The sequence below is a fragment of the Kribbella sp. NPDC005582 genome, assembly GCF_040605415.1.
GTDB lineage: Bacteria > Actinomycetota > Actinomycetes > Propionibacteriales > Kribbellaceae > Kribbella.
This window is the reverse complement of record NZ_JBEXCU010000008.1, coordinates 1-22,050: the sequence shown is the minus strand read 5'-3', so window position 1 is coordinate 22,050 and position 22,050 is coordinate 1. Positions and strand designations below refer to the sequence as shown.

Annotated in this window: 12 protein-coding genes; 6 read left to right on the top strand and 6 right to left on the bottom strand. The window is 63.8% G+C overall.

Annotated features, from left to right (window positions below; all coding sequences use genetic code 11):
- Positions 1–508: 508 nt before the first annotated feature.
- From ABZS29_RS34100 to ABZS29_RS34075, 6 genes are all read left to right on the top strand, one after another.
- On the top strand, positions 509–2,593 hold the full coding sequence (locus ABZS29_RS34100; protein WP_355468388.1) for an N-6 DNA methylase: 2,085 nt from the start codon (positions 509–511) through the stop codon (positions 2,591–2,593).
- Complete coding sequence (locus ABZS29_RS34095; protein ID WP_355468386.1) at positions 2,590–3,993, top strand: hypothetical protein; 1,404 nt, start codon at positions 2,590–2,592, stop codon at positions 3,991–3,993. Before ABZS29_RS34100 ends, ABZS29_RS34095 begins: the two co-directional genes overlap by 4 nt.
- Positions 3,993–8,216 (top strand): protein kinase, encoded by a 4,224-nt coding sequence (locus ABZS29_RS34090; protein WP_355468384.1) that lies wholly within the window; start codon positions 3,993–3,995, stop codon positions 8,214–8,216. The genes ABZS29_RS34095 and ABZS29_RS34090 overlap by 1 nt, the downstream gene beginning before the upstream one ends.
- Complete coding sequence (locus tag ABZS29_RS34085; RefSeq protein ID WP_355468382.1) at positions 8,207–9,844, top strand: hypothetical protein; 1,638 nt, start codon at positions 8,207–8,209, stop codon at positions 9,842–9,844. The genes ABZS29_RS34090 and ABZS29_RS34085 overlap by 10 nt, the downstream gene beginning before the upstream one ends.
- Positions 9,841–15,270, top strand: coding sequence for a hypothetical protein (locus ABZS29_RS34080; protein ID WP_355468380.1), 5,430 nt, complete (start codon positions 9,841–9,843; stop codon positions 15,268–15,270). Before ABZS29_RS34085 ends, ABZS29_RS34080 begins: the two co-directional genes overlap by 4 nt.
- Before the next feature lie 184 nt (positions 15,271–15,454).
- Positions 15,455–15,889: a hypothetical protein gene (locus ABZS29_RS34075; protein WP_355468378.1), complete on the top strand. Its 435-nt coding sequence runs from the start codon at positions 15,455–15,457 to the stop codon at positions 15,887–15,889.
- 118 nt (positions 15,890–16,007) lie between these two features.
- On the opposite strand, the gene ABZS29_RS34070 is transcribed toward ABZS29_RS34075, so the two are convergent.
- The 6 genes from ABZS29_RS34070 to ABZS29_RS34045 form a co-directional block, all read right to left on the bottom strand.
- Positions 16,008–17,003, bottom strand: coding sequence for a hypothetical protein (locus tag ABZS29_RS34070; protein ID WP_355468376.1), 996 nt, complete (start codon positions 17,001–17,003; stop codon positions 16,008–16,010).
- Positions 16,997–18,019 carry a glycosyltransferase gene (locus ABZS29_RS34065; RefSeq protein WP_355468375.1) on the bottom strand — a complete coding sequence of 341 codons (1,023 nt, stop codon included), beginning with the start codon at positions 18,017–18,019 and terminating at the stop codon, positions 16,997–16,999. The genes ABZS29_RS34070 and ABZS29_RS34065 overlap by 7 nt, the downstream gene beginning before the upstream one ends.
- Positions 18,019–19,311 (bottom strand): serine--tRNA ligase, encoded by a 1,293-nt coding sequence (gene serS / locus ABZS29_RS34060; protein WP_355468373.1) that lies wholly within the window; start codon positions 19,309–19,311, stop codon positions 18,019–18,021. The genes ABZS29_RS34065 and serS overlap by 1 nt, the downstream gene beginning before the upstream one ends.
- A gap of 79 nt (positions 19,312–19,390) precedes the next feature.
- On the bottom strand, positions 19,391–19,993 hold the full coding sequence (locus ABZS29_RS34055; RefSeq protein ID WP_355468371.1) for a histidine phosphatase family protein: 603 nt from the start codon (positions 19,991–19,993) through the stop codon (positions 19,391–19,393).
- Positions 19,981–20,916, bottom strand: a complete 936-nt coding sequence (locus ABZS29_RS34050; protein WP_355468370.1) for an aminoglycoside phosphotransferase family protein — start codon at positions 20,914–20,916, stop codon at positions 19,981–19,983. The genes ABZS29_RS34055 and ABZS29_RS34050 overlap by 13 nt, the downstream gene beginning before the upstream one ends.
- Entirely contained in the window at positions 20,916–22,031 is a 1,116-nt protein-coding gene (locus ABZS29_RS34045; protein ID WP_355468984.1) for a methionine adenosyltransferase, read from the bottom strand. The genes ABZS29_RS34050 and ABZS29_RS34045 overlap by 1 nt, the downstream gene beginning before the upstream one ends.
- Positions 22,032–22,050 lie beyond the last annotated feature (19 nt).

Here is a 22,050-nt window from a genome sequence, read left to right as displayed (position 1 = left end):
ATCACGGCTGGAGAGTCGGGCAGCGTCCCCGACCACACCGCGCGTGTGTGCAGAACCTCGTGAGTGTCGCCACGAGCGCGACGCAGATACCCAGATCTTCGAGGCGCCATCCCGTGCAGCGGATCGTGGTTCGCGCTCCCGTTCCTTGCGAGTGTCCGGAGCCAGCTCTAAGCTCTGATCTGGTGTTCTTCAGGGAGGGGATCACAGCGGGCTGGCAGTACGACAGGGATCGCCCGAGGAACGAGATGCGCTGACTGGTGTACGAGAACTTGCGCTGTGTGTCGGTTGCATGTCAGTTCAGGGCCCTCGTTCGGTGTCGTGAGGTGACGTTTCAATGCCGGCCGCGAGCCGAGCCTTCAGGGACGGGATGCGACGATTCCGGATAAGTTTGGCTGCTGCCTGTTCGAGGTAGCTGATCACGAACTCCAATGGACTGGACGTACTGGTGACTTTGACGGGATCTGCTTTGGATGACGCAACTCGCGATGAGGGTCTTCCTCAGGAAGCCATGACCGAATCTGAGGTTCATCGTCTTGACGAGGGCTACCTGGTCGACTTCCTCACCGACAAGCCCATCAAGGACACGCCGAAGGAGCAGGTCCGGCAGCGGATCGTGCGCGTCCTCTTCCATGAGTACCAGTTCGCTCCGGAGGACATGCAGCTCGACTTCGCGGTGAAGGTGCAGTCGGAGAAAGGGCGGCGGACCAAGAGGGTCGACATTGCGATCTTCGCTCCTGGCAGCGAACACACCGAGGACAACCTTCGTCGTGTCGTGGTCTGCAACAAGGAGCCCAAGCGCGGCAAAAACGTGGTCAAACTGCGTACGTACGACCAGATGAAGTCGGAGATGTCCGATCTCCAAGACCTCCTGGGAGCCGAGGACTGCCCCGACCGCAGCTGGGGCCTCTGGACCGACAACGTCGACTTCTTCTTCGTTGAGAAGGAGACCACCCGCTGGGGCGCCGACTTTCACGAGCGCGCCGACTGGCCGATGGCCGACGGTTCCGAGGGCAGCGGCCAGGTTGTCTCCTCCCAGCAGCTACGCCGCGCAGAGCCGGAAATGCTCAAGATCACCTTCCGGCGCTGCCACAACTATGTCCACGGCAACGAAGGCATGCCCAAGGATGCCGCCTTCTGGCAGTTCCTCTACCTGCTGTTCACCAAGATGTACGACGAGCGTGTCACCCGCGCGGGCGGTCCGCGTCGGTTCTACACCTCCATGTCCGAGCCCTACAGCGATGCTGGCCGCAGCGCCATCCGGAAGCGGATCACCGAGCTCTTCGAGGATGTGAAGAAGCAGTACGCCGCATCGGAGCTCTTCAAGCCCAGCGATGAGATCATCCTCTCGGACCGCGCACTGGCCTTCATCGTCTCCGAGCTTGCTCCTTACGACCTCAGCCTGACCGACATTGACGCCAAGGGACTCGCCTACCAGGAACTGGTCGGCACCAACCTGCGCGGCGATAGGGGACAGTACTTCACCCCGCGCGGTGCGGTGAAGCTGATGATCGAAATTCTGGACCCGCGGGAGGACGAGACGGTCCTCGACCCCACCTGCGGTACCGGTGGGTTCCTCCATGCCACGCTGACGCACCTGCACCACAAGATGCAGGACGAGGACGGCACACGCGGCCTGCCGGACAGCCCGGAGCAGGGCGAGCGCTATCGCGATCGGCTCCGCAGATACGCCGACGAGCACCTCTTCGGCGCAGACTTCGACCAGTTCCTCGTGCGCGCCACTTCAATGAACATCATGACGCTGGCCGACACTCCCGGCAACGTATTCCACATGGACTCCCTCTCCTTCCCGAAAGGACACCTCAGCGGCGTCGAGAAGGCCACTAAGCGAGTCCCTCTCGCCAAGGACGGTCGCACCGGAGTCGTCGACGTCTTGCTGACCAACCCGCCCTTCGGCGCAGACATCCCGATCAGTGACGAGTCCGTCCTAGGCGATTTCCGCGAGGGTGTCGCTAAGACCTGGTCGCGTGATAAAGCCACTGGCGAGCTGATCGCGAGTCCGAACCGGCCGAACTCCATGGCGCCCGAGCAGCTCTTCGTTCAACGGGCTATCGAGTGGATCAAGCCCGGTGGTCGTCTCGGCATTGTGCTGCCCAACGGCATCCTCTCCAATCCTGGCCCGGCCGATGAGGGCATCCGTCGGTTCATCCTGCAAGAGTGCTGGCTGCTGGCCAGCGTCGAGTTGCCGGTGGAGACCTTTATCGTCGACGCAAACGTCAACATCCTCACCAGCCTGCTCTTCTTGAAGCGAAAGACCTTCGATGAGAAGGCGGCTGAGAAACTTAACGGGCCCGTTTCCTACCCGGTCTTCATGGCGGTTGCGGAGAAGGTGGGCTTCGACCGGCGAGGCAACGACCTGTACAAGCGTTCCCCAAATGGCGAGCTCATCATGGAGACCTTCGAGGAGAGCGAGTACCTTACGATTGGCGGCGCTAGGCGGACCCGAAGAGTGACGCGTAGCCGCCCAGTCATCGACAATGACCTGCCGGTGATCGCCGAGCGCTACCGGGAGTTCCGCGAGCGGCACCCGGTCCCGGGGGTCGATCCCCATGACGCCCGGGGAGCAGGCGCGTGAAGGTCGCCGACCTCGACAGCCCAGTCCGTGCAGACTGGTTCTATGACCAGGGCCTAAGGCTCGATGCGACGCCCTACCTATCAGGCGCGATCGAAGCTCGCAAACGACTTGAATCTCTGCCCAATACCGTTCGTCTCGACCGGATCACTACGGACATCCACCATGCTGGACGGTTCAGCCGCAGATGGGTGAACGACCGGGAGCACGGTGTCCCATTCTTCTCCAGCACGGACATTCTGGAGGCCGATTACTCGTATCTGCCGTACATTGCCAAGAGTGCTGCGGCACAGGCGCCGGAGCTGCTGATCGAGCCTCGGTGGACGCTGATCACCCGCTCCGGGACGGTGGGTCGAATCGCCTACGCCCGCCAGGATGTGGCGGGGTTTGCGTGTAGCGAGCACGTGATGCGGGTTATTCCGAATGAGTCGGAAGTCCTGCCGGGCTACCTGAACACCTTCCTACGTAGCCGGTTCGGTGTTCCGATGATCCTGGCGTCGGCGTACGGCGCGATCGTCCAACACATTGAACCGCACCACCTGGTCGACCTGCCGGTGCCGCGGTTCGACTCCGACCTGGAGACTCGAATCCACGAGCTCGTCGAGGCGAGCGCTCGCCTTCGGGCGGCGTTCCAGTCCGGGCTGGAGAAGGCTACCGAAGACTTCTTTCGCAGCGTGGGGTTGCCAGAATTGATCGACTACCGCTGGCATGGCGCTGACCGAGAGCACGGATTCGAGGTCACCAACTTCGGTCCGGAGTCGATTCGGGCGCTCAACTTCTCGCCTCGTGCCCGCCGAATCGTTGAGAGGCTGGCGGCAGTTGAGCATCGGCACCTGGGAGAGATTTGCGAAGGGGGTTTGCTCGGATCTGGAGTTAGGTTCAAGCGGATCGACGCTGACCAGCAACACGGCGTGCAGCTGATCGGGCAGCGACAGGGATTCTGGATGCGACCGGAGGGTCGCTGGATTAGTGCACTTGCCGCCCCGCCGGATATCTTCGCTCCAGAAGAAACGATTCTGATCGCCTCTCAGGGGACGCTTGGAGAGAATGAGGTCTTCTGTCGTGCGCTGATGGTTTACGGCGCGTGGAAGGAACACGCCTATACGCAGCACTTCTTGCGGGTCATTAGTGGAGATGATCGCGTGAGTGGCGCCTACCTATACGCGTTCCTCCGCTCCGAAGTGGCGTTCCGACTTCTCCGTTCCATGAGCGTCGGCGGGAAGCAGCAGGACATTCACGCCCACCTGCGACGCGAGATTCCGATCCCTATGGCGCCAGTCGCTGATAGGGATCGGATAGCCGAGACGGTTCGTCAGGCGTATCGCGATCGTGACCAGGCAGACGTGCTGGAGGACGAGGCGTTGGCGCTATTGACGGCGGCGGTCGAGGGGGCCGAGGGCTGATGGCGAAGATCGTTCCGATCGGGCGGCCCGTGAATGACGCGGAGCGGCGCGTCATCGCGTATCTGCGTGACCACGGGCCGGAAGATTGGACGATTCTGCATTCCCTGGAGATCCCGGACTCCCGGGGCCGGCTCTTCGAGGTCGACCTGGTGGTTGTCACACCGCACATGGTCTTCGTGATCGACGTAAAGGGCACGTTTGGCCGGATCGACGTGCAAGGGTCGCGGTGGATGCCGGCGGGGCGCTCGCCGTTTCACACCCCGCTGCCGAAGTTGCGTGAGAATGCCAAGCGGCTCAAGACGCTCCTTGAGGACGCTCACCGCGAGCTGTCGCGGGTCTACGTGGATGCGGTCGTCGCGCTGCCCGCGGCCGACGCGCGGCTGGTCGATCACAACACGCCGCAGCGTGACGCCGCCTCGACGGTGAATCTGCAACATCTGGTGGCGCTGCTCTCGGACGTCTCCCGGGTACCGACTGGGTCGTCCGCAGTCGACGCTGACATCGCGCGTCACCACGAGACGATCGTTGAACAGATAAAGGCGATCGGACAGGCGCCGACCGGGCCGCTGCAGTTCGGCAACTGGCTGGTGCTCGACACGCTCAGCGAGACGATCCACGCCGCTGGGATCGATGTGGTCGGGGAATACCGGGCGAAGAACGCCAACGCGGTGCAGGGCTCAGGCACCGTGCGGCTCGTGGTGCGCCAGGCCGACCCATATGCGCCCTCCACCGAGCGGGAGAGGAAGCAAAGGCAGATCGGCGTTGCGTACGAGGCGCTCGGCAAGCTTTCGCCGCACCCGTCGATCGTCGGGGTGCGGGACTTCTTTCCGGACCCCGAGGACCGGGGATTCATCACGGTGTACGACGACATCCCGGGCCATGCATTGCGGCTGCACCTGGGCGAGAAGCCGGTTGATCCCCTCACTCGCGATCGCAAGCTGCTGATCTTGCGGCAGGTGCTCGCCGGCCTCGCACACGCCCAGTCGCGCCGGATCGTCCACCGGGCACTGAGCCCCGCCACGATTCTGCTCACGCAGGACGGCCGGGCCATGATCACCGGCTTCGACTACGCGAAAACCGCCCAGATGCGGGCCTACACGGTTGCCCTCGATGCGCACGCGGCGGCTGATCAGGCGTATCTAGCTCCAGAGGCAATCGCGGATCCGACGCGGATGACTGACAAGGCCGATATCTATGCCCTCGGCGTGATCGGGTTCGAGATGCTCACTGGGCATCTGCCGTTCGACTCCGTCACATCTCAGGTGAAGGCCAACGGACGGCTACCAGAGAAGGACCTGGAGCAGGCCGACGTTCCGGCGCCGCTGCGGCACTGGCTCTCGCTCTTGAGCGCGGCCAAGCCGGAGGACCGTCCTGATGCTCGGGAGGCGATCCGGCGCTTCGAGCTGGCGATCGGTGAGGTGCAGCGACCGAAGCGCCGTGTGACCGGTGGCAACGGCGGGCAGTCGCCGAGGCCACCTGAGCAGGCTGACGGCGCCGGCGACCAGCGGAGGGATCCGTCGTTCTGGAGGAACCTCCCGCGTGACTTCGCGTTGGGGACCAAGTACATCGTTCAGCATCGGCTCGGGAAGCCGGGCGCCAGCGGTGTGGCGTACAAGGTCTTCGACACGATGCGCAACGTTGACAGGGTGATCAAGTTGATCCTGCGCGACGAAGAGGACAGCAAGGAGCGAGCCCGTCGTGAAGGGATGGTGCTCACCCGCCTTCAGGACGCGACCCCGCATCCGAATGTGGTCCGGATGCTCGACGTAGATGTGTTGCCTAAGCCATATCCCTATCCGTTCCTTGTCTTCGAGTTCGTCACCGGCGAGGATCTGGGAGAGGTGATCAGGAGCCGTACTCTGACGCCGAGCGACGTGCTGAGGATCGGGCTCGACGTCGCCGAGGGGCTGAAGTACCTCCACAGCCTCGACGTGTGGCATTGCGACATCAAGCCGGGCAACCTGCTCTGGGCCGAGGAAGGAGTGAAAATCCTCGACTTCGGGATTGCCAAGACTCCCGAGTCCACCCAAGGGCACACTGCCAGCACGCCGCGCTACACACCGCCAGATCTCGATCAGGTCCCCGCAAGCGCCGCCGGTTACGTCGATCGCGATCTCTATGCGCTCGGGATCACGCTGTACGAGGCCCTGACGGGCGCCTATCCATGGGACGGGGCCAGCACACCACCACCGGCGGTCGCGGTGGAAGACCCTCGCGACCGATTTTCCCTGCCCGGTGTACCTGCGAAGCTGATCGAGACGATCTTAAGAGCGACCTCGCCAGAGCGGGGCAATCGGTTCACCAGCGCCGAGGAACTTTACGCTGCGCTGCAGGTGGCCGCCGTACCACAGAGGCCGCCTGCGAATGTGACGCCACCCGTCGTTCGGGTGACGCCTGACGGTGGTGGGACCATCAGTGATCACAATCCGTTCGTCTCCTACCTGCAGACCCTCTACAGCCAGAGTCGGCGCAGTAACCGTGGTACTCGCGGCATGGACGCCGCGGACGTACGTGTCTATGTTCCCACCGCCCTCGACCTCGCCCTAACTCCCAGTGTCCTGGCTGGAGCGCACTCGCTGGTGATCGTGACCGGCAACGCGGGTGACGGCAAGACCGCCTTCCTGGAGAACCTCGCCGCCACCGCGCGGGAGCGTGGTGCGGTGTTTACCTCGGAGCGGGTTAACGGTGCCGACTTTGAGTTGGACGGGCACCGGTTCCACACCAATCACGACGGCAGTCAGGACGAGGACGGCGTCGTCAGCGACGAGGTTCTCACCGAGTTCTTCCGTCCCTTCGCCGGCGAAGACCAGATCGGTACGCTGGCCGCTGAAGTTCGCCTGATCGCGGTCAACGAGGGGCGTCTCGTCGACTTCCTCAGCCATCACATCAACGAGTTCGCCGCCCTAACCAAGATCGTCGAGGCGGGACTCCGTGGTGAGGACGATGCGCCCGGACCGGTCGCGGTGGTGAACCTCAACCTGCGTGACGTCACCGTCCGTCCGGCCGACACGCTCCACGGTGAGCCGTCCGATGGGTCGATCTTGGAGCGGATGCTCGACTCGATGGTGCGCCCGGAAGTCTGGTCGGCGTGTGAGGACTGCGCGCTGTTCGATGGTTGTTACGCCCGGCAGAACGCCGCCACGATCGCTCACCCCGTCGTCGGACAGCAGGTCAAGGAACGAATGCGGCGCATTTACGAGGTAGCCCAGCTCCGCGGTCGGCTGCACATCACCTTGCGTGACCTGCGCTCGGCGCTCGCATACACGCTAACCTCCGGGCGGGACTGCGCCGAGATCCACGAGCTCTATGCCACCTCCCGGTCGGCGGCGATTCTGGCGAGCCACTACTTCAACGCCTATCGCGGCGGTCCCCCCACGATCGAGCGCGACCGGCTGCTCATCCAGCTTCACGGGGTGGATGTCGCCCGCCCGCCGCAGCCTGTGCTCGACCGGCGGCTGGCCGGCGAGGGGTTGCTGGAGCATTACTTGATCAATGCCGCCGACCGTGCGACGCCGGAGCGGGTGCTACTCCGTGAGCTGCATGCAGCTGTGTCCTCCGCCGCCGATGCGAGCCCTGACGAGATCGTCGGCTTCGTCGCGGCGGCCAGGCGGCTGTCGTACTTCGAGATGCGAGACGCTGGTGAGGCGGTCAAGATGCTGCCGTATGCCTCTGTCCAGCATTTTCTGCAGCTGCTCGATGGGCAGCGGCCGGTCCCGACCGATCTCTTCCTCACCGCTCTCAACCGCAGCGAGGGGATTGTCTCGCCCGAGCTCACCGACGGCGGCCTTGCCATCCGTGTCCGGGACGTAGTGCGTGGAACCGTCCGTAGTCTGCGACGCTTCTCTGGAGAGGGTTTTCATGCCAGCCGGGTCGGTACCGACGTGCACCCATACCTGGAGACTCGGCCGACCGCGCTGCGGCTCAGCTACACCGACACGTCGCGGGAAGGCGTGCCGCCAGCGGAGCTGCGTGTCGGGCTTGACCTCTTTGAGCTGGTCGAGCGGTTCCGCCGCGGTTATCAGGCCAGCATCGACGATGACCAGGGCTATGCCCTGGCGCTGACCGTGTTCAAGAATCAGCTCGCCGCCGTGCCGTACCGGGAGGTTCTGCTGACAGTCGATGGGTCCTCGATGCACACCGTTCGCCGCGACGACGACGGCGTTCTCCACCTGATCACACAGGAGGCGCTCGTGCCCGAGACTGAGGAGGCGGAATGGCGCTAGAGAGCAAGGACCGCGCTTTTCGGTGCGACGCCATCAGCCGGATCGACTACAAGACCCTGACCATGGATCGCGTTCTGACTGCGTTCCTCGCCCGCCTGTGGCACGGGGGAGTGACCAGCCGGATGCGCCGGGCCACCGACCTAGACGTCGATGCCTACGTCGATCTGCTCGTCGACGACAAGACCGGCAAGTTCGTTGGGTTCGCTGTCAACGAGGACATCAGCCGCCGCTGGGTCGCGACCCATGTGCTGGACCTGGTCAACCGTGGCCGGGCCACCGAAGCTGTCGCCGGCCCGCGGCCGCTGCACGGCTTCGCCTACCGGCTCCGCAATGCGGCCAGGTCGCGTCCCTACGGCGCAGATGAGCAGCTCTACGAGCTCGTCGCCATCAATGACGTCGCTCTGCAAGGGCTCAAGGAGTTCTTCTTCTCCGACATCGACCCCGCTACCGGCGAGGCTATTCCCGGTCCGGACATCGACGTGGAGTCTCAGGCGCTGCTCAACATGGTCGAGGCGACTCAGGGCAAGGCCCAAGACCGGCCGGGTGACGCCAGCCGGCGTGAGCAGAGGCAGATGTGCCGCCAGCCAGCTGAGCTCCTCGGCGAGGACGTCCTGCGGCTCCTGCTGCATCGCCAATTCATGCCTCGCACCGTGCTGGTCGAGCACCTCAAGATCCTCCTCTCCTTCCACCTCGCTCTCTACCACCTGCGGATGTTCAAGCTCGTTCCTGCCGCCGTCCGCGACGGCGCCGTCGACCGCGCCTGTACCACCGGTCACCAGCACGGCGAGGAATGCCGTTATCGGCCGCACATCTTCGTCGACCTCGTTGGTTCCGAGACCGGGCTGCCGGCGGCGTACGCGACCAAGAGCGCCGCGACCTGGTACGGCAGGCTGCCACAGTTCGTCCGCGGAACCTTCGCGGTACTCAAGCTCACCGACTTCGCCAAGGACCTCCACCGGCAGGGCAAGTTTTCCATGCCTCTCGGCAAGGAGGATCTGCCCGCAACCGACGCGATCGGTCTACTCGACGATAAGTACGAAGCCGATCGGGAGATCTTCTTCGACATGCGGGTGCGGCGCATCCTCGATGACGAGGAGGAGCCGCTCGCTCCGGAGCTGCAGACAATCATCGACCTGGGGCTCTCGCGGTTCGAGACGTACCTCGAGCTGATCATGCACTATCGCGGAGCCTTCCAGCGTAAGTATCTGGTTGACTGCCTCGACTCGATGCTTCTCAAAGGTCGCCCAGGGGAGCTGCTGACCCAGCCGCGCGGCAGGTCCGGGGTCCGCCGCTTCGTGCTTGACTCCAGGCTCCTCGAGGTATTGCTCCAGGTTTGCCTGGTGCAGCACGACAAGGATGGTCGACCGCGAACACGGCCGATGCGGGTCGACGAGGTCCTCGACACGTTCCGGACACGCTACGGGATCTATGTAGACACCCTCCCGCCCAAGGACGGCTTCCAGGGGCCTGACCTGCCCGACCAGACTGCATTGCGGGCGAACACTGCCGCCTTCGTGGACCGACTCCGGGAGATCGGCTACTACCGCGACCTCTCCGACGCCTACCTGACCCAAACCGTTACCCCGCGCTTCACCATCGGCGCAAACTCGGAGAGGACGCCGCGTTGACGGTGACCGCGATCGGACTGACGGAACCCACTGCCGCCGAGGTACGCAGTGCCCTGGAGGAAGTCCTCGTTCCGCACTTGCTCGGTCTGTTGTCGGCCCGTCAGGCTGGACACTGCATGCGCGTCACCGAGCTTGATGGTGACCTCAGCTCACGGCTGGTCACCCGCCTGCGCACTGCCACCATGCCGGGCACCGTCGTCTGCCTGCTGGCGACCGATGAGGAGGTCACCAACGGCGATGACACTCTGGTGTCCAGCACCCAGCTCGTCGAGCTGCGCAACCGGCCGGTCGAGGAGTCGTCCGGGCCACTCCTGGTCTTCGTGCCCCCAGGACTACGGGCGAGTGCTGAGGACTCCTTCGGAGTCGCGACGTTCGAGGAGATTGAGGTCGGCAACGCTTACGCGATCCTGCGCGAGGAGCTAATGGGCCGGATTCCGGCCGTGCTTCGGGACAAGCTCGAGAAACTCGCCGCTGTATTGGGCGGCAAAAGGGATGGCCGCTCCATCGACCAGGCCTGGGTGCGTTACCTGCTCACCATCGCCGCCAACGACTACGAGGTCGATGCTGCCGGAGCCGCGATCTATTGCTTCGGGCTCGTCCCCGACCTTGCCCTTTTTACGTCGGGTGACGAGGTGTCCGAGCGCATCGGCCGCAATCGTGTCCATGTCGACGACCTCAGCCGTGGCGAGCTCGATGAACGTCAGCGCGTTCTTTCCCTAGGGTTGCCCGACCTGTCCTTCACCGCTGGCCTTGCTCGGTTTGCGGGGAAGGTCGGGCTCGAGGATCGCAACGTATGGACCCGACGGATCATCATCGACAGGGACAGCCGCGGACTCACCTTCGACAAATGGCCGGCGCCAAGCGAGCGGGAGATCGCGCTCAAAGTCGACGTCCACACCGTTGGTCTGTCCGTCGTCGGTGACGACCCCGAGCACCTCAGGCGGTACCCCTCCCTGGAGCGCCTCGCCGGCCAGCCGTATCTCGTCGCTGGCCCGAGCGGCGCGAAGGATGTTGTGGCTGCTTTCACCGTCGACCCCGCACTCACGCCGACGGACGGACTTCTGAAGCTGCGCGTCGAGCTGGTCTCCGAGGACGGCACACCGACTGGCAAAGCCATCAACGTCACCGCCGGAGCGCGGCCGAAGAGCACCTACAAGGGCACCATCCGCAACCTGCGCAAAGCCCAGCTCGACGAGGGCTGGCACCGGCTTGTGGTCACCCCCGTCGCCGAAACGGATCGTCGTATTGTTGTTGCGACGGATTCGGGGCAGAGCGAATTGTTCTACGTCGTCAACGCCGACGAGGATGAGGAGCCGCCAGAGACGCGTGCCCAGCGCCACGAGAGCCTCACCCACGCGATCGAGCGGCTCTCCTTTGGCCGGCTCGTCGACGGCCGCCCGGCGCGTGAGCTCGCCCCGGGGGAGGTCTCCTGGGTCAACGGTGCCCGCTCGTCGTCGTACGCCAGCGCCAACGTGCACGTCGCAGGCGGCGGCAGCGTCGAGATCAGACTCTCGCGGCTGCTGACTCAGATCGAGCGCGACACCCTAATCAGCCCCCGGGAGTTGGGGATGTGGCAGCTCGCGATCGGCCAGGAGGGTGCAACGTCGGCGCCGGTCCGCGACGAGACGCCGTGGGTCGCAGCGCTCGGGCCCGCAGCCGAAGCTGCGTTCGCCGAGTTCATCAACATCCGGGACAGCCTCTTCGCCGCCATCGCCAATGTCGAAGGACCCGACGACAACAAGCAGGTCGACGTTGTCGAGACCGTCCACGTCCCAGCTCTGAGCGCCGAGGTGACCGCCTACGCGGCGAGTTTCCAGAAGATGATCACCGCACAGGCCGCGTACGCGACCTCAGCCGCGGCAACCGAGCAAGGTGCTGCGCTGCGCGCGTTGGCAGGCCTGCAGCAGATCGACGCGGTCGCGGTGCGCTATCTCGACGCCCTCGGCAATCTCCACCGAGTCTTGCTAGTCGGCCCGACCCATCCGCTGAGACTGCTGTGGGTCGCCGGCTGGTGTGGCGTCGGGAGTACGTGGCGCAACGAGCTCGCCGAGCACACCAAGGAGGCTGCGGCTGACGCGGCAGCCAGCTTCTTCGAGCGGTTCGACCCGCTCGGTTTCCCCTTCGCGATGCCCCGCCAGGACAACCGGGCCTTGCTCGTCGCCGTCGGCAATCTGACCCCGTTCTGGACCGCGCTCGTCCATCCGCGAACCGACGATGCCGTCGGGCTCCTCAATCGGGTCGGCACCGCTATCGGCGTGCCTGACGCACCTCGCACGCGGGGCAGTGGTTCTCAAGCGGCCGTGGTGCTTGCCGAGCGCGTCGAGCGTTACGTGCACCACCACTCCTACGTCCGCACGTTGGTCATGAATGTGATCAATCCCGGCGACGCAGGTCTGATCGTCGAGATGCTCCTCGATCTCCAGCGCCGTGCCGCGACCAAGGAGCTCACCTACGACCTGCGGCTATGTACCCTCCAAACCGCGATGCCCGGCATCGGTGAACAGCTGGCCGACCTGACTCGATCCGACAGTCGCTTCAATAGCGACGAGGCGGACGCCTTCAGCGCCCGTGGTGGTAGCAGCGTGCCCAAGCTCGCCTACTCCATCCGCTCCATGGAGGAGTTCGAGGAGAGCCCGAGCGAGTTCGAGGCCAACCTAACCATTTTCGTCGACGCTTTCTCCGGTGAGGAGCACGAAACAGGCCCGCTGAACGAGATCGCCCACGCGCCGGCGTATGGACTCATTCAGCAGGCCACCACCACCTTTGACGTCAACGATGACGGCACCAGCGTCACCTGGCGAAAGACTCCCGTCTTCGCCCATCCTGGATCGGCCGTGAACTCGCTGAGCGACCTGCTCGCCGAACTACCCCGGACCCTCGCCCTCGCGTCGGCGTCCGTAGCTACCGACGGCACCGCATCAGGCCAGGTCCCCGCCACCACGCTCAACCTCGACGGCCAGCAGCGCTCCTTACTGCACCAAGCCCACGACGTCAGCGATTGGGTGGTCATCATTGACCGTACCCTCGGCCTGGAGTACTTCGACCGCGCCACTGACGCCAGCCGCCGCAGCGATTTCGTGATCGACTACATCGCCGGCCGAGTCGGGCTCGGTCGGCAGGTGCTGGTCAGTTCGCGCAAGATCGAGGAGCTCCGAGGACTGCTGGCCGCGGCGATCAGCGACCATGGCGTCGTGGTCGAGGACCGGCACCTGCGGACCTTCTTTGAACAGCTCCGACTGCTGTCGGGAAGCCTCGCCTTTAAGCTCTCCTCGGCGGCCCGCAACCAGCGCTCCGAAGTCCTCGGCCTCGCGTTGGCGCGCCTCTACCTCGAGGGCCAGCGGGCCATCGGAGACCAGATCGTCATTCCCCTCGATGCCCATCAGGAGTTGTACGCCGAGGCGCGTCGTCGTCCCGCGGTGGAGAGGTCGCTGCGGCGTACCGACCTCGCGTTGTTCTCGTTCGACGCGAAGGCGCGGACCATCACCTGCCGGCTGGTGGAGGTCAAGGCGTACTCGTTGATCCGCAACGTCATCGAGTACGGGACGCTGCAGCAGTCGATCATCGACCAGGTCGAGACCTCCCGGGCGGTGCTGGCCGCGCAGTTCGACCCGAACTTGCACGACCCCGACCGGGTCGATCGCGCGGTGAAGAACGTCGAATTCGCCGCGCTGTTGCGGTTCTATCTGGAGCGCGCCGAGCGCTACAAGATGGTCGGTCGCTCCGTCAGTACGCACGCTCGACGTCTCCTGCAGACTCTCGACGACGGCTATAGGCTCTCGTTCGAGCGGATCGGGCTCGTCTTCGAGCTCGCGGGGGACGGCAGCGAACCGGAGATCGTCGACGGGGTCGAGTTCCACCACATCGGCCGCGACGAGATCGACGAACTGCTCGACGCGATCCCGACGAACCTCGACCGTCCCAGCGACGGCACTGAGTCATATGCCACTACCGTTCCAGCCCTCACCCGTACGCGACGGGGAAATGCCGCCTTCCGGGCGACGCCCCTCGAAGCGATCGATGACATGGCACCAGCTGAGGCCGACGAAGCGCAAACGGGTCGCAGTGGGCAGGCTCGGCATGAGGAGCCACTCGACGAGACACCGACGGTGCCCGCCGCACTCACAACGGGTGCCACCGCTGAATCCGCCGCCGCGTCGGTTGCACCCATTGCCAGTAGCGGACAAGCAACGGGTTCGGAGCCAAGAGACGCGCAGAAGCCCAACGCTGCAGCGCCGTCGATCATGGTCGGCACCAACGGGATCTCACCCCAATGGGCAATGCTCGGCGAGGTTGCTGGCGGGCAGAAGACCGGCCTCGACCTCAACGAGACCCATACCATCAGCCTCTTTGGTGTCCAAGGGGGTGGCAAGAGCTACACCCTTGGGTCGCTCATTGAGGGTGCCACTCTGCCTGCCTCAGGAATTAACGAACTTCCCCGCCCACTTGCGACCATCGTCTTCCATTACAGCCGCACTCAGGACTACGCACCCGAGTTCACATCGATGATTAAACCCAACGATCAGGACGCGCAGCTGGCGATATTGCGGAACCGATACGGCGCCGAACCCAACGCCCTGGACGATGTAGTGCTCCTTACCCCGGCCGCCCAAGTGGTGGAACGACGCGCTGAGTTTCCGGGCGTTGACGTGCAGCCGCTGCTCTTCGGGTCCGGGGAACTCCAGGCCGCACACTGGTCATTCCTGCTTGGTGCGGTTGGGAATCAGGCCATGTACATACGTCAGCTCAAGCAGATCTTTCGTGCCAACCGGGCGTCGCTGAGCCTCGACACGATCCGCCGCGGCGTCGGCGCCTCGACGATGGCCGACAACATGAAAGACCTCGCCTTCCAGCGCCTTGATTTGGCGGCCGAGTACATCGACGACTCGGTGCGGATCTCTGACTATGTCCGCCCTGGGCGGCTGATCATCGTCGACTTGCGCGACGAGTACATCGAGAAGGACGAGAGCCTCGGCCTGTTCGTTGTCCTCATGCAACTTTTCGCTGAGGCAACCGACACAGACGGCCGATTCAACAAGCTTGTCGTCTTCGACGAGGCTCACAAGTACATCGACAGTCCTGACCTCGTTGACGTGCTCGTCGAATCTGTCCGGGAGATGCGGCATAAAGGCATGAGTATTCTGGTCGCTAGCCAGGACCCGCCATCGGTCCCAACTTCGCTGATAGAGCTCTCTGACGTTGTCATCATGCATAAGATGACGTCGCCCGCTTGGCTGAAGCATATCCAGAAGGCCAACTCCGCCTTGACCGCGCTCCGCCCGGAACAGCTGGCGCGCCTGCAACCAGGTGAAGCCTATGTGTGGGCTGGAAAGGCCTCAGCGTCGGTCATCACGCACTCGGCCGTACGGATGACCTTGCGACCGCGAATCACAAAGCATGGTGGCCAGACCAAGACAGCGACCGACTGATCTGAGCAGTCATCGAGTGTGTTGGGTCCGGTTGCTTCGAATTGCAGGACCTGTAGGCGAGTGACAAAAGGGGATCATGATGTCCTATGGCTCATGGTGGCAACGACCCAAGCCGGATAGCGAACGCCAAGTCTGGGATCTCGTTCCCATGCTGCGGGTTGGGCCCCTGCTCTTGGGCGGAGGTATGGATCAGAGCGATGTCGAGAAGGCGCTCGACGAGCAGCCGAGCAGCTATGGCCAGTACAACAGCTACGTGAGAGATGCGCGGTTCTCGAAGGTAGGTGTCGATACGCTCTACGATGCCGAGACCGGGCGTCTCAAAGCCGTTGCTGTCGATGCTCTGATTGGTCCCCGCGTCAGGTTTCTTGACGAGGTCGAGTTGATCGGTCGTCCTCCATCCGAGGTAGCCGGTTGGTTTCTCGACAACCACCAAGGCCTCGGCGTGGACCTCCGGATAAATCAATGCGGGGACCCGGCTTTCGACGAGCTAGGCCTGGTCCTCTCGACTCAGCGCGCCGGTGATCACCTTTTGAGCCGAGCGATCTTCGTCGCCAGAGACTGGGCTGAGCGCTGCGGTGACACCTCGGAGAGCCCACTGTCTGGCCTCAACATTCTGTGAACGGTCCAAGCGGGCCATCTCAACGATGCTCTCGCATCTGCTGAGCGAGTTCGGCAGAGCCGGTCCTCAATCGTCGGCGGTCGGGAACTCATAGGCCTGTCGCAAACGGGCGGTCTTTTCAACTTCGGGTAGAGCTGACTTGGCGAGACCGTTCGTTGTCGATAGCTGAGGCGATGGCCGGCCACTCAAGCGTGAGGGCAGACAGCGGCTGCCAGTAGCGGTGTGAGAAGCGGACCATTGCGTCTAGTCCGAGGGGAGATGCGTCGGGCGCGATGGTGTTGATGATTCGGCGGGTGGTGCCGGCGGCGCCTCTGGGACCTGGGCGGATGCCGTGGCCGAGTAGGAGGGTCGCTGTGCGGATGGCGTCGAGCGTCGCTGGCGGTGCGGCGTTGGCGAAGGGACCGAAGACGAGGTCTTTCCAGTTGGATCGGGATCTCGCCCAGGCAAGGCGCTCGAGGCCGCTGCCGAGGTCGACGGCCATGCGATGGGGTTGGTTGACGTTCCAGAGGAGATTGATGTCTCCCAGAGTTAGGTCCAGGTGCTTGAAGCGCAGTGTTACGCCGTTGACCTGGTCGCGCGGCCATGTCGTCAGATGACCGTAGAGGGCGATGTGGCGGGCATGCAGACCGAGTCGGGAGAGGATAGAGAGCCAGATGTCGACGACTCCTGAGAAGTCGTCCTGGTGCCTGATGGGCTGGATGTGGGAGACATTGACGAACGACGTGAGGAATCCGTCGCGTAGTTCGCCGCGGTCGTCACGCTGTCCCGTGAGGCGCACGACCGGCTGCGGCAGGAAGCCTGATCGGTAGACCCGTTTCTGGCCATCTTTGAGGAGAGGGTCGAGGGCCTGGACCGCGGATACGGTGAGGTCGGTGTCGCGTCCCCAACGAAGCGGCAGGGGGCGGGCGCGGGGCACGCCGTGCATTGCGAAGCTGGACGCCAGCACATCGAGTAGGTCGGCGAAGGTGAGAGAGCGTCGCGGTGGCGTGTAGCGATCCGAGCGATCGCTATGCAGGGCTGTCAGCAGATCACCCTCGAGATGAATTGTCCATCTGGGGCCGAGAATCCGGCGGAGTGAACCGGGGATCCAGCCCACCGGGTCCGGAATCAGCACAGTGCCGACGTCAGCGCTTCGAAATGGCGCGTGGGATGGAAGCGTTGTTGGCCGATCTCCTGGACTGTCGAGTGTTCGAGTTCGTCGGCTTGGATGATGGCTTCTGCCAGCCGATGAGCTGCATTCTCGTCGTCCTCGGCAGGATCGGCGACTGCTACGACGCCCGTCTGCTCGCATGTGGCTGCGGCGGCGCAGGTGCCCTCACGCCAGCTAAGTGCCGCCACTGGCGTTCCGGCACGCAGGGTCTCGCCGAAGACTGCGGCGCCCGCCTCGACGTAGCTGCGAGCGTAGGTATAGACGAATACCGACCCGGCCTGGAGCGCTGCGATCTTCGCGGACCCGCCCAGCTCGCCAGTTAGTTCGACATGGTCGGCGCCCAGCAGGTGTTCGTGTGCACGCACGTAAGACTCATCGAAGATTGGGCCCACGATACGAATCCGCCGACCAAGCAGTTCGGCAGCTCTGGCAGCAAGGTGCGGGGATTTGTCGCTGTCGATCCTGCCTAGCCAAACCAATTCGCTGCCGGCGCTCGCCTTGGGTTCCTGCTCGTCGATACCCAGGTGGACTGCGAGTTCGGCTATCGGCTGGTGAGCTTCGTAGCGTTCGACCATCTCGGGTGAGTAGCAGTAGAGACGTGATCGCTTGCCGTCGAAGGCATCCGGTGAGTGGTTGAAGGTCGGTGAGTGCTGAAATGTAGCCACGTCACAGTCCATTCGCTCCCAGGTGCGGACCCATCCGGGATGTGACGGGTATTCGTGGCCGACCACGAGCAGGTCGTACGCCGTACTGCGCAGCTCTTGCTCTGCGAGTGAGCCGGCAGTGATGTCTTCCAGGCGGACTGGCTTTCGGGTCCATTCCTGGCCGAGGTCTGGGATCCAGCCTGGTCCGAGCAGATGAACATCGGCGCCTGCGGCCCGGGCCCCGACAGCGACCGCCCAGAGCCAGCGCTCGATGCCGCCATAGGCGGCGGGCGGAAACGGGTAGTCACTTGGGAAGTCGCAGACGCCGACAAGCACTATTCCTCCGGTGATCCGTTCGCCGCGATGCGGCGGAAGCCAAGGTAGGGAACAAGAGATTGAGGGAGCAAGATCGATCCGTCCTCTTGCTGGTGCTGCTCGAGCACCGCCGCGAGGGTCCGGCCGATGGGCAGTCCGGAGCCGTTGAGTGTGGCGACCAGTTTCGGCTTGCCATCTGCGCCACGGGTTCGGATGTTCGCGCGGCGGGCTTGGAAGGTGCCGAAGCTGGAGACGGAGGAGATCTCGCGGTAGGTGTTCTGGCTTGGGAACCAGACCTCGATGTCGTAGGTGAGCTGGGCTGAGAATCCGGTGTCGCCGGCGGCGAGCATGACGACCCGGTATGCCAGCTCGAGTTCTTTGAGACACGCCTCGGCATGGCCCAGCATGTTGTCCAGCTCGGAGTCGGCATGCTCGGGATCGACGATCCGGACGATCTCGACCTTGGTGAACTGGTGCTGTCGGATCAAGCCGCGGGTGTCGCGACCATATGATCCGGCCTCGGATCGGAAGCATGGTGTATTCGCGGTCATCGCCACCGGTAGTTCCGCGGCAGGGATGACTTCGTCGGCATAGAGGTTGGTGAGCGGGACCTCAGCGGTTGGGATCAGGAAGAGGTCCCGCTCGGCGACACCCGTCTTGAAGAGGTCTGCCTCGAATTTTGGCAGCTGACCGGTTCCGGTCATGGTCTTCCGGCTGACCAGATAGGGGACTGAGTGCTCTACATAGCCGTGGCGGCGGGTATGTAGGTCGAGAAAGAGCGTGGACAGTGCACGCTCCAGTGCTGCACCTGCGCCGCGGGTCACGGCGAAGCGCGGCCCCGACAGCTTGGTGGCCCGGGCGAAGTCGAGGATTCCGGTCCTCTCGCCAAGATCTACGTGGTCCTTGGGGCTGAATGAGAAGGCAGGTTGGGCCCCGACACGTCGGACCTCGGTCGCGAACTCGTCCGAGTCGCCCTCGGGCGTGCGGTCGTCCGGCAGGTTCGGAATGCTTAGTAGAAGAGTCGTGAGTTCCTCTTGCACTCCGCCCAGCTCGGCCTCGATGTCGTTGATCTGCTCCTTTAGCTTGCGCGCGGTCTCCTTGAGAGCCGCAATGTCTCCGCCAGCGCGCGCCGTCGCCTGGACCTCGCTGGCTACCCGCTTGGACTCGGCCCTAAGGTCATCGATCGAATGAATGCTCTGGTTCCGCCGAGACTGCAGGTCCTCGAGCAGTGACAGGTCCAGGCTGTAACCCCGACGGGCCAGTCGGCGGACGGCCTCGGGGCCCATCTCGATCAGAACACGAGCATCATGCATGGCGACAATCCTTCATTTTCCTGCAGTGGACATGTGCCGTCGAAGTTAGCAGCCAGGCGGCGATCGCTGCCTACGGACGTCACCGGTGCATCTTTGATGGCGCGATCCGATCATGTAGGGCTGTTACGAGGTCCTTCAGCTCGTCGTCAGATAGCGTAAGTGGTTCGACATACGGTGCCTCGGGGAGAAAGAGCGGAAGCGATTCGAGGTGGTGGCTGCTGAGGCCCCAAATCAGCACAGATGTCAGTAGGCCGTGGCCGATTATCACGCGATCGCCGAGATGGTTGGGCATGCCGGCCAAGGCGCTGAGCATTCGCAGGATGCCCTCTCGCTGAGACTCGGTTGCTCCTTCGGGTCGCTCGTCTGCACCGTGTTGGCCGAGCCACTCCCCATACGAAAGGAACGGGGTGCCCTCAAATACTCCGTAGTCGAGTTCGTTCAGCTGGGGGTCGACCAGTGGTTCGCGGGTCGACGGCCCCATGAGGAGCCGGCCAGTCTGGCGTGTGCGTGGGAACTCACTGGTGATCCAGCTCTGCACACCGGAGAAGCGCGAAGAAGCTCGTTGTTGGCGGCATGTCTGGCGCCCCACGCGATTCAGCAGGATCGGATATGTAGGATCGCCGTTCACGCGGTGCTGGACGCTGTAGTCCGTCTGAGCGTGGCGACAAATCAAGTTGACCACGAGCTTCTCCCCTCGTCGTTCCGGACGAACGCGGTGGCCGTATCGCCCAGCAACGAGGCTCTCGGATCTTCGGTTTCGAGGTAATAGAGGAGCCCGTCCAGGAACAGGACTGTGCACCACCGACGGATATCTTGAACCGATAGACCCGAGACCCGCTGAGCAAGCACCAACCGGTCTTCGAAACCGCGTTCGACCTCGTAGTACACGACCCAGAAGGCCCAGTCGAAGGCCTCCGATCCCAGCATTGGCAGTGGGTCAAGGAAAACTGGTTGCTGGACGTCCGCGAACAGCACGTTCTCGCGGTAGAGATCTCCGTGAAGCAGGGTTTGATTCCCGGCGCCAGCTGGATGACCACCGGCAGCCTCTCGTAGAGCGTGGAGGCCGGCCTGGGCCACCGGCCGCCATCGGCCGAGGTCCTGATCTCGCAGCCGTTTCCAAATTCGCGGGGTGATCTCGGCCCGCAAGTAGTCAGCAAGGAGCGGGAAGCTAGCAAGAGTCGGCTGACGGCCGACGGCGTGCAGGCGCCGCAGCGCCTCCGTTACCAGTGCGAGCTCGTTGACGGGGCGACCGCGACCGCCTGGTTCCTCGCCGACCATCTCCAAGGCAGCCACGCACAAGTCATCCGCTGTCTCGATCACCTCTACGGCCGGTCCACCAGCCCAGTGCCGAAGCGCCGCGACCTCACGTCGATACCGCGCTGGATCGGTCCACGCCTTGACCATCAGTTGTCGACCATGCTGGTCGACTGCGGTCGACACAACTGACGCGTGACCAGAGTCGTGGTAGTTCATCAGCGACAAACCCCACCGAGCAGCCGCAACCTGGAGTAGTCCGGGCGCCTCCTCAACCCATTCGAGCGCTGCTGCTCCGTAGTGCCCGACAAGCCTTCGTCGGCAGCCTTCGGAAACCTCCCCAAGGTTCATCAGCTCAACACAATCCCGTTGGCCACCAGCTCGTCAGTCACGGCAGGGAAGCTTGCTAGGGCGTCAGTGACAAGCGCCCTGACCTTGTCCATGTCAGCGGTGTCGTCCGTCAGGCGAACCAGGACACGCCAGGGCTGATCGAGCCGCTGTCCGGTCAGGCTGACCAGGTGCACTTCTGCGTGGGCTCCGGTCTCGTTGGACAGCCGTTCCGCCAGTCGTTGGGCAACGATGTTGTAGAGCTTGCCTACGTGGTACACCGGATTCTTGCCGTTGGCACCTTCCAGGTTCATCGGCCGAAGCGGGGTGATCAGACCGTTCACACGATTGCCTCGACCGACCACGCCTTCGTCGCCGGACTCGATCGAGCTGCCGGTATGTGTCAGATACAGCTCGTCACGATCGGGAACATCCCGTGCATTGAGGCGGAAACGCACTTCGGAATCTGGCAGTTGTGCCGCTGCTAGCCGGCAGCACTCTTCGCGCACAACCTCGAGGTTTCGCACGTACTCGGCGCGGTTGCTGACGAACCTCGACTTCTGCGGTACGCAGAGGACGACGTCGGCGAGCTCCCCGTCGCAGTAGCCCATAAGTTTCACGTCCGATCCGCACCAGGGATGGGCAAGCGTGAACTTGGATCGTCCCGAAAAGCGGTCGACCAGTTCGCGAACGAACGATTCGAAGGGGTTCTCTGGCGCCCAGCCAGTCCCCAACGAGGTGTCGTTCGACAACCGGACTCGTCTCTCACGAAGATCTTCGATCGAGCGTGGGTTGAACCACCGGACGCGGTCCGGTACTGAGCCGTCCGTGATCACCGCGCCTGGGCTGGAGTTGCTGGTGATGTTGAAGACGATGTCGAGATGATTCGTCAGCTCGGGAAGGCGGTCGCCGAAGAATGCCCGAACTTCGGCTTCGACCAGTTCTGCGACCGGGATTGCCTCGTCACCGCAGGTGTGAGCGGCCCGGCCGTTCACGAGGACCCGCACTGGAGCTGTCATTCGACCAGCGCCGTAGCGAACCTCGCATGCACCGCCAAGGAGGGGGGACTGCCCCGAGTTCAGTTGACTCGCGGGGTTTGGTGTTTCAGGCCGCGAGTGCGACGGGTTGAATTGTCTCAAACTCGATGGGTGTGAGTTT